Source organism: Salinibacter sp., assembly GCF_036626415.1.
Classification (GTDB): Bacteria; Bacteroidota; Rhodothermia; order Rhodothermales; family Salinibacteraceae; genus Salinibacter.
In genome coordinates this window covers 1-8,484 of sequence record NZ_JAZKRW010000124.1, presented here as the reverse complement: position 1 = coordinate 8,484, position 8,484 = coordinate 1, and the positions used below count along the sequence as shown (strand labels likewise).

The 8,484-nt window shown below is 66.2% G+C and carries 7 protein-coding genes; 6 read left to right on the top strand and 1 reads right to left on the bottom strand.

The window, feature by feature from the left end; translation table 11 throughout:
* The 5 genes from V5A20_RS11730 to V5A20_RS11710 form a co-directional block, all read left to right on the top strand.
* The coding region (locus V5A20_RS11730) for a cupin domain-containing protein (protein WP_332315540.1) at nucleotides 1-323 on the top strand (323 nt) is incomplete at its 5' end.
* An 82-nt stretch (nucleotides 324-405) separates the two neighbouring features.
* Nucleotides 406-1,776 carry an AAA family ATPase gene (locus tag V5A20_RS11725; RefSeq protein WP_332327404.1) on the top strand — a complete coding sequence of 457 codons (1,371 nt, stop codon included), beginning with the start codon at nucleotides 406-408 and terminating at the stop codon, nucleotides 1,774-1,776.
* 551 nt (nucleotides 1,777-2,327) lie between these two features.
* Nucleotides 2,328-3,188 (top strand): sulfurtransferase, encoded by an 861-nt coding sequence (locus V5A20_RS11720; RefSeq protein WP_332315542.1) that lies wholly within the window; start codon nucleotides 2,328-2,330, stop codon nucleotides 3,186-3,188.
* Nucleotides 3,189-3,366: 178 nt separating this feature from the next.
* Nucleotides 3,367-3,930: a TRAP transporter small permease subunit gene (locus V5A20_RS11715; RefSeq protein WP_332315543.1), complete on the top strand. Its 564-nt coding sequence runs from the start codon at nucleotides 3,367-3,369 to the stop codon at nucleotides 3,928-3,930.
* 194 nt (nucleotides 3,931-4,124) lie between these two features.
* Nucleotides 4,125-5,471, top strand: a complete 1,347-nt coding sequence (locus V5A20_RS11710) for a TRAP transporter large permease (protein WP_332315544.1) — start codon at nucleotides 4,125-4,127, stop codon at nucleotides 5,469-5,471.
* Between the two features lie 19 nt (nucleotides 5,472-5,490).
* Here the strand turns inward: V5A20_RS11710 and V5A20_RS11705 are convergent, their stop codons facing one another.
* Nucleotides 5,491-7,176: a hypothetical protein gene (locus V5A20_RS11705; RefSeq protein WP_332327403.1), complete on the bottom strand. Its 1,686-nt coding sequence runs from the start codon at nucleotides 7,174-7,176 to the stop codon at nucleotides 5,491-5,493.
* A 556-nt stretch (nucleotides 7,177-7,732) separates the two neighbouring features.
* Between V5A20_RS11705 and V5A20_RS11700 the strand changes: the two genes are divergently transcribed.
* Nucleotides 7,733-8,484 (top strand): hypothetical protein (locus V5A20_RS11700; protein ID WP_332327402.1); only part of this gene is annotated, 752 nt, incomplete at its 3' end.

Genomic DNA, 8,484 nt, shown 5'->3' with positions numbered 1-8,484 from the left:
CCATGCCCGTCCACTCGTTCGACGCCCTCGACCGCTCCGAAGAGATGCCCGGCTACCTGGGCGCGTTTCTGCACGGCGAGAACATGACCGTGACGAGCTGGGAGGTGGAGGCCGGCGCATCGTTTCCCGAGCACAGCCACCCCCACGAGCAAATCTCGATCGTGGTGGAGGGGGAGTTTGAGCTCACGCTTGACGGCGAAACCAAGGTCCTAGCGCCGGGCCGTGTCGCCGTCATTCCCCCCGACACCCCGCATTCAGGCGAAGCCGTGACCGCGTGCGAAATCATCGACGTGTTCAGTCCAGTCCGGGAGGACTACCAGTAGCCCCGCCGGAACACTCGGTCCATCGCGATGGGTTCAGCATGCCTGCGCCTCGCCCCGATGGACGTGAACCCCCGCCGCACCGATGGCCGATCTCTTTGATGAGCAGGCGGAGCAGGCCCGCCAGGAGCGCGCGCCGCTCGCCGACCGCATGCGCCCCCGCACGCTCGACGAGTTTGTGGGGCAGGAGCATTTCATCGGGGAGGGAAAGCTGCTCCGCCGCGCCATCGAGGCGGATCGGGTGACGTCCGTCCTCTTCTACGGCCCGCCGGGCACCGGCAAAACCACCCTCGCCCGCATCATCGCCCGCACGACCGAGGCGCACTTTGCCTCCCTCAACGCGGTCTTGAGTGGGGTGAACGACCTCCGGGAGGCGATCCAGAAGGCGGAGAACCGCCTCCGGCACCACCAGACGCGGACCATTCTTTTCATCGACGAGGTGCACCGGTTCAACACGGCCCAGCAGGACGCCCTGCTGCCGCACGTGGAGGACGGCACGGTGACGTTCATCGGGGCGACGACCGAGAATCCGTACTTCGAGGTGAACGACGCGCTGGTAAGCCGATCGCGCCTTTTCGAGCTGGAGCCGTTGGGAGAAGAGCACCTCCGGCAGGTCGCGGCCATGGCGCTGACCGACGCGGAGCGCGGCTATGGCGACCGCGACGTCCAGGTCACGGAGGACGCGCTCGACCACCTCATCGACACGGCCAACGGGGACGCCCGCTCGGTCCTCAACGCGCTGGAGCTGGCCGTGGAGACCACCGCGCCCGACGCCGAGGGGACCGTCTACATCGACCTCGACGTGGCGGAGGACTCGATCCAGCAGCGGGCGGTGCTCTACGACAAGGAGGGCGACGCCCACTTCGACACCATCAGCGCCTTCATCAAGAGCCTGCGCGGGTCCGACCCCGACGCGGCGCTCTACTGGCTCGCCCGGATGCTGTACGCGGGGGAGGAGCCGCGCTTCATCCTGCGGCGGATGCTCATCTTCGCCGCCGAGGACGTGGGGCTCGCCGACCCACGGGCCCTGCAGGTGGCGCAGAGTGCGGCGGAGGGGTTCGACTACGTGGGCATGCCGGAGGGGCAGTTTCTGATCGCCGAGTGCTGCCTCTACCTGGCCACGGCCCCGAAGAGCAACACCACGTTTGCCTACTTCGACGCGCTCGACCACGTCCGCGAGGAGCAGACCGACGACGTTCCGCAGCATCTCAAGGACGCGAATCGCGACAAAGACGGCCTGGGCCACGGCGAGGGCTACAAGTATCCCCACGCGTACCGCGAGCACTATACGCCGCAGCAGTACCTCCCCAACGAGATGCAGGGCACCTACTTCTATGATCCGAGCGCGGAGGGGTACGAGGAACAGATCGCCGACCGGCTGGAGCAGTGGCGGGAGCGCGACTTCGACGAGGACGTGGTGAAGCGGGCGCAGAAGTACGCCGACGACGAAGCGTAACGTCTTCGTGGAGCCGGCGGGGATGCCGCGAGTGGGTCCGAGAGGCTGGAACCCGTCGTGCAGATTTGAATTGTGAAGCCTGGAATCAGTCAGCAATCGCCCGAAGCGGCGATGCTGGTCGTCTTTTGAATCATCCGCGTTCATGCACATGCGTCACGCCGACGTGCGCAGTTCTCATCTCTTGTCCTCGGTCTGGACCCTCACTGCGCCGGTGTGTCTCTGTTCGTGTTTGTGTGGCATGAATGCGTCCTGTCGCGGATAACGTCAGTCCCCCGGAGCCCTTTTCCCGGCCCTGATGCGGGCGTCTCGCACCGGGCACTCTCTTCCTGGCGAGACTGGACCACGTCTCGCACAGACTGAACTGTGGGATTGACGCGGGGGAGCCCGCAGCGCCCCTGTGTTCCCCCCAAGCAGAGAGGCTATCCGTGGCGCTCTCCTGCGGTCGGGCCTCCAAGGACAAGGTGCGCCGCGTACTTCCGTCGTCCCCCCGCTCATCCCGACGTCCAAACACCCTTCGTTTTCGCTCAACCCCCCAACACACCCCTTCAACCATGAGTACCTACGCAAATCCCGACGTACTTGTCTCCACCGATTGGGCCGCCGATCACCTTGACGACCCCGACGTGCGGTTTGTTGAGGTGGACGTGGACACCTCCGCCTACGAGGAGGGTCACGTCCCCGGTGCCGTCGGCTGGAACTGGGAAACACAGCTGGCCGACACGCAGACGCGCGACCTGGCCTCGAAAGAGGACTTCCAGTCGCTGCTACGCGACTCGGGCATCGACGACGACACGACGATCGTTCTCTACGGCGACAACGACAACTGGTTTGCCGCCTGGGCCTTCTGGCAGCTCGCATACTACGGCCACGAGGACACGAAAGTCCTGGACGGCGGCCGCAAGAAGTGGCTGGCCGAGGACCGTCCCCTGAGCACCGAGGCGCCGGACTACGAGGCGGGCACCTGGTCGGCCTCGGCCCCCGACAACTCCATCCGCGCCTACTCCGGGTACGTCCAGCAGACGCTCGACCGCGACGACGTGGAGCTGGTCGACGTGCGCTCTCCGGAGGAGTTCAGTGGCGAGAAGCTGGGACCCGAGGGCCTGAACGAGGGCGCGCAGCGCGGCGGGCACATCCCCGGGGCCCACAACATCAGCTGGAGTGAGGCCGTGAACGAGGACGGCACCTTCAAGAGCGCCGAAGAGCTGAAGGAGATCTACGAAGAGCGGGGCATCACGCCCGACAAAGAGACCATCGCCTACTGCCGCATCGGCGAGCGCTCGAGCCACAGCTGGTTCGTGCTCTCGCAGCTGCTCGGCCACCCGCGCGTCCGCAACTACGACGGCTCGTGGACCGAGTGGGGCAACCTCGTCGGGGTGCCGATCGAGACGGGCGCCGATCCTGTGGCGGCGTAGGACCTCCGCTCCACATTCTTGAGAACGGCCCCAAGGGCCGCTTCGCTCCCGACAGCCATCGGGAGGGGGCGGCCCTTTTGCATTGGGGGAGGTGAGGACCTTCATTTGAGGATTCGGGCGCCAACCGGTACCCTTGCTGTGACCAACGCACTCCGCGAACAGCCAATGCCCCCGGCACATGGACCGCTGGCTTCGGTGGGCCCGCCGCATCGACCGCCTGAACGACCGGGTCGGCCGCCTGCTCTACTGGCTGACCCTAGTGATGGTGGGGGTCGGCGCCTTCAATGCCCTCGCTCGCTACCTGGACAAGTACACGGGCCTGGGGCTGAGCTCCAACCTCTGGATTGAGATGCAGTGGTACCTCTTCAGCCTCGTCTTCCTGCTGGGGGCGGCCTACACGCTGGAGTACGACGACCACGTGCGGGTTGACGTGCTGTACAGTCGGCTCTCGCGACGAGGGCGGGCGTGGATCGACATCTTGGGCACGGTGTGTTTCCTCCTGCCGTTCTGCGGGCTGGTGTTATGGATGTCGATCCCGTTTGTAAGCAACTCGTGGGCCATCCTCGAAGGGTCGCCCGACCCCGGCGGCCTGCCCCGCTACCCCATCAAAACGGTCATCCCGCTGGCCCTCCTGCTGGTGATGGCGCAGGGCGTGGCCCTCATCATCCGGAAGGTGGCTGTGCTTCGGGGCCACGAGGTCACCGATCCGACGGACCGCGAGTCCCGGCCCCGAGCCGGGTGACAAGGTCCTCCCGGTCGCTGCAAGGGCTCATCCCCGATGCCATTCTCGGGTGCTAAAAGCTGTCTCTGGGAATGCGTGATGGGTTGTGCGTCCCCGAAACAGTGCAAGTACGACCAAGTCCCGGGTCACGCGTTACGAATCACGTCTCACGCGGCACATACACGTAAATTTCCGAGACACAGACGACAGTGCCCATGGGTGCCGACCTTCTCGCTCCGCTGATGTTTGCGGGGGCCCTCCTGCTGATCTTTTCCGGGTACCCCGTCGCGTTTTCCCTTGGCGGCACGGCGCTCGCGTTTATGGTTGTCGGCGAGCAGGCAGGGCTTCTCAGCTGGGGGCTTCTGCAGGCAATGCCGTCCCGCATCTTTGGGGTGATGTCGAACTTTATTCTCCTCGCGGTGCCCTTCTTCATCTTCATGGGCACCATGCTGGAAAAGTCGCGCCTGGCGGAGGACCTGCTCACGACGATCGGGCAGTTGTTCGGGGTGGTGCGGGGCGGCCTCGCGGTTGCCGTCGTGTTCGTGGGGGCGCTGCTGGCCGCGGCGACGGGCGTCGTGGGGGCGTCGGTCGTGGCGATGGGCCTCATTTCGATGCCCGTGATGCTGCGCTACGGCTACTCCGAGGAGCTGTCGTCCGGCGTCATCACGGCGGCGGGGACCCTCGGCCAAATCATTCCGCCCAGCATTGTGCTCATCGTGCTGGCCGATCAGCTCGGCATCAGCGTGGGAGACCTCTTCATCGGCGCCCTCGTGCCGGGCGTGGCCCTGGCGAGCCTCTACGCCCTCTACGCGGGCGGGGTGGCGCTCCTCTGGCCCGACGTGGCGCCGGCCCTGCCCGAGGACACGCGCGACATCGCGCCGACGCAGCTCTTCAAGCGCGTGCTCCTGGTGATGCTCCCGCCCCTGGTGCTCATCCTGCTGGTGCTGGGCAGCATCTTCGCCGGGCTGGCGACCCCGACGGAGGCGGGTGCGCTCGGGGCCGTGGGGGCGATGGCCCTTGCCGCGGCCAACGGGCGCCTCACGATGACAGCCCTTCGCGAGACGATGGACGAGACCATGCGGCTCACCTCCATGGTCATGTTTCTGCTCGTGGGGTCCACGGCCTTCTCGCTCGTGTTTCGGGGGCTGGGCGGCGACTTCTGGGTGGAGGGGCTCCTGACAAACCTACCGGGTGGGGTCATCGGCTTCCTGATTGTGGCCAACCTGGTCATCTTTCTGCTCGGCTTCTTCATCGACTTCTTCGAGATTGCGTTCATCATCATTCCGCTGCTGCAGGCGCCGGCGGCCCGGCTGTTGCCGCCGGAGTTTGGGGCGACGGCGGACGCCGCGCTTGTCTGGTTCGGCGTGATGGTGGGGATGAACCTGCAGACCTCATTCTTGACGCCGCCCTTCGGGTTCGCGCTCTTCTACCTCCGGGGCGTGGCGCCGGATGAGGTTCGCACGACGCAGATCTACCGGGGCGCAGTCCCCTTCATTGCGATTCAGGTCCTCGGGCTGGTGGCGCTGATGCTGTACCCCGAAATGGTCACATGGGCGCTGTGACGGGGCCCGGGCCGAGGCACTAGGCGTGGACGGCGAGGCGCCACAGGAAACGAACGGGCACGCCGTCGTATGCCGCGGCGAGAACGGCCGCGCTGGTGAGGGCCGAGGGGCTCAAGACAAAGAGGAGCAGAACGGTCCAGGGCGGTGCGTCCACCACGCGCCAAAAGTCGGAAAGCACACGAACGGTCTGCAAGAGGAGCGCAACGCCACCGCCCCCGAGCAGGAGAAGGGCGAATGCCCAGGGCGACAGTGGGGCGTTGGGGCCCGCCGCGAGCGCGACCGGCACGATCAATAGGGCGGGCCAGCAGGGCCATGTGACGAGCACCAGCCCCTGTGCCAGCGAGAACCGGGCACTGAGCCGGGCCGCCCCTATCAGGGCCCCCATCCAGAGCAGGAGAAGGCCGAGGGCAAGCCCCCCGACGCTCAGCCCCGCGAGGGCCGGGTGGCCGACGCCCTGTGCCAGCGTGGATTGTAGGGCATTGGGCAAGGATCGAAGCACATGCTCGGTGCCAGGATGGGCCGCCGCCAGCTGGGCCGCACGGGCCCCGGCGATGCCGAGCGCCGCCGCCACGAGGACCAACAGCAGTCCGTTGGCGGCCGGAGACAGATCGTGCCCGTCGCGCAGGGCATCCCGGTAGAAGCCGGGGGCCGTGAAGTAGCGGACCACCGTCTGACGCACGAAGAGGTTGCCGGCGTACAGCCCCCCGAGCAGCGCCACGAGTCCCCACCCGAGCAGGAGGGGCGCATGCGACCGTGCCGGGGGCGACCCGTCCGCGAACGCGAAGGTGCGCTGGGTCCCCGAATAGACCCCCCGGACGACCGCTGCCGCGGGGCGGGATCGTCCGGGGCCGTCGTGCAGCCCGTAGCGCCGCGAGGGGAGGCGGGGCGCCGCGGCGTCCTGCCAGCGGGCGACGAAGAGGACGGGCGGGGCCGTCCGGGTGGAGTCGAGGAGTTGCGCGAAGGCCTCTTCCAGGTAGCGAGCCTGGCGTTCCGGAGAGCGGGGCACCTGCAGCCCGGAAGAAGCGGAGGGGCGCGTCCACGTTCCCAGCGCCCCGATGCCGACGGCCTCCGTGTGAGCCGCCCACGCGCGCCATCGCTCGTCCGGGCGCGGATGGCCGCGGAGGTCGAGCAGGGGGCGGTCCACGGCGTCCCCACACCGATCCACTGCGGGAGGAAAGGGGGTCACGTAGTACGTCTGAACGGACGGGGCCTGCTCGTGGACGCGGTTCGTCCACTCGCGGAGGGTCCTGCAGGCGACCGGGACCGTGGTATCGGCGATGCGGGCAAGCCCGACGTGGGCGACGGAGGAATGACGAGTGGCAAGGGCGAGAAGCCGGTTCAGTGTTGGGGCGACCTGAGAGAGCGTGTCTGCCAGGGAGGCGGCCGGGACATGGCTGATCGGCAGGTCAACATAAAGCTGCAGTCCCAACGAGTCGGCCCGGGTCGCGAGGGTGTCGGGCGGGAGGTGCGTGAGCCGGACGGCCGTGGCCCCGGTTGCTGCGAGGCGGTCGAGGGCGGCGAGGGCCGAGTCGGGCGGGGAGGGCGGCGTCCAGACGAGGCCGAGGTGAGGGGGGGCGGAGGAAGACGAATCCGTGGACGGCTGCGGGGTGGCAGGAGCCGGTGATGGGGGGAGAATACAAACGAGCACCCCCATCAGAAGAAGAACGAGGACCCCAGAAGAGGATGTGGGAGAGAAAACGTCCATGTGCGGAGGGGGCAAGACCAACTGATTGGGCCCTTATAGTAGGGAGCGCGAGTCAGTGTGCCCACGAATTTTCTGATGGGAGAGAAGGGGCCCACGCCGAGTTTTTAGATGCCCAATGTTCGCCAATGGCTCCATTCCACGAGGGTTTCCGATATGGTGAATCCAAATCTTGAACCTCCGGTCCTCTTTTTATGCACGCAATTCTGTCATTGTCTAATGTACATTCGTGGTGTAAATAAACCCACGTATCTCCGGGCAACCTGGTTGGTCGTCCACGTACAGTGAGCTCTGCTCCGGTATGAGCCCAGTCCTCGTATCTACAGCAGGAGCCCGGCTCGTGCCCTACAAGATGTGAGTAGGACGATCGAGTGCAGCCCGGGAAGGAGACAGGGGATGCCTGCGGCTTCTGAGGATTTTTCTTCGTGGATCTCGATTTCCATCGCAGGCATCTCGATTCCCTGGCTTTTCCGCGACCGGAAGTGCGGTGTGTCTCTGTGCATCAGAGCCCCTTTGTACTACTGATGGTCCTTTTGAAGTGAGGTATTGACAGAGCATTATGAGTCGATTTGGGACAATGCGTTTCGGGCGGACCATTGCCATGGGGGCGCTTCTCGTGGCCGCCACGGTTCTCGCCAGGCCCCTCCACGCACAGGAGCCTGTACCCCGTATTTCTTCGGTCCAGCCCGACCCGATTGTCGGCAGTATCGACTGGACCGAGTTGACCATCCGGGGCCGTGGGTTCGACGAGGACTTTGCCGTGCGGCTCCACGCAGAAGACGTGGTGGATACGGTGGTCGAAGCAGAAGACCGGTTGACGTACGTCGATGCCCAGACGGTGCGGGTGCGAGCCGTTTTTGGAACCGCAGCCAGCACGTGGTCGGTGCAGGTCCTCCATCCAGACAGCGTTTCTTCGAACGTCCACACGTTCAGGGTGGAGGCGCCGCCGCCGAAAATCGACGTCGTGAGGCCCCTTCGGCGAACTCAAGACGGGAGCGCGTTCAAGGTCACCGTGCAGGGCTCCACGATGACCCCCGCTTCAACGGTGCGATGGAACGGGAACGACCTCCCCACCACGCCCATCAAGTCCAGTCCGAAACCCAACGCGATCACCATCGGGCTGGAGGCCACGGTGCCGCCCGACGTGGTGGAGGGACCGGGCCAAAATGCGATCACGGTGCATACGCCCCCGCCGGGGGGCGGAACCTCGTCCCCGACGTTTTTCACCGTGGCTGCGCAGCCGTTTTATCAGACCACGTGGTTCTACGTGGGACTTGTGGGCCTGATCATCGCGGGCGGACTGGGGCTCCA

Excerpts from the sequence above, each read along its gene's own strand:
- V5A20_RS11705 (WP_332327403.1), bottom strand. The coding sequence starts at position 7,176 with ATGGACGTTTTCTCTCCCACATCCTCTTCTGGGGTCCTCGTTCTTCTT.
- V5A20_RS11710 (WP_332315544.1), top strand. The coding sequence starts at position 4,125 with ATGGGTGCCGACCTTCTCGCTCCGCTGATGTTTGCGGGGGCCCTCCTG.
- V5A20_RS11715 (WP_332315543.1), top strand. The coding sequence starts at position 3,367 with ATGGACCGCTGGCTTCGGTGGGCCCGCCGCATCGACCGCCTGAACGAC.
- V5A20_RS11720 (WP_332315542.1), top strand. The coding sequence starts at position 2,328 with ATGAGTACCTACGCAAATCCCGACGTACTTGTCTCCACCGATTGGGCC.
- V5A20_RS11725 (WP_332327404.1), top strand. The coding sequence starts at position 406 with ATGGCCGATCTCTTTGATGAGCAGGCGGAGCAGGCCCGCCAGGAGCGC.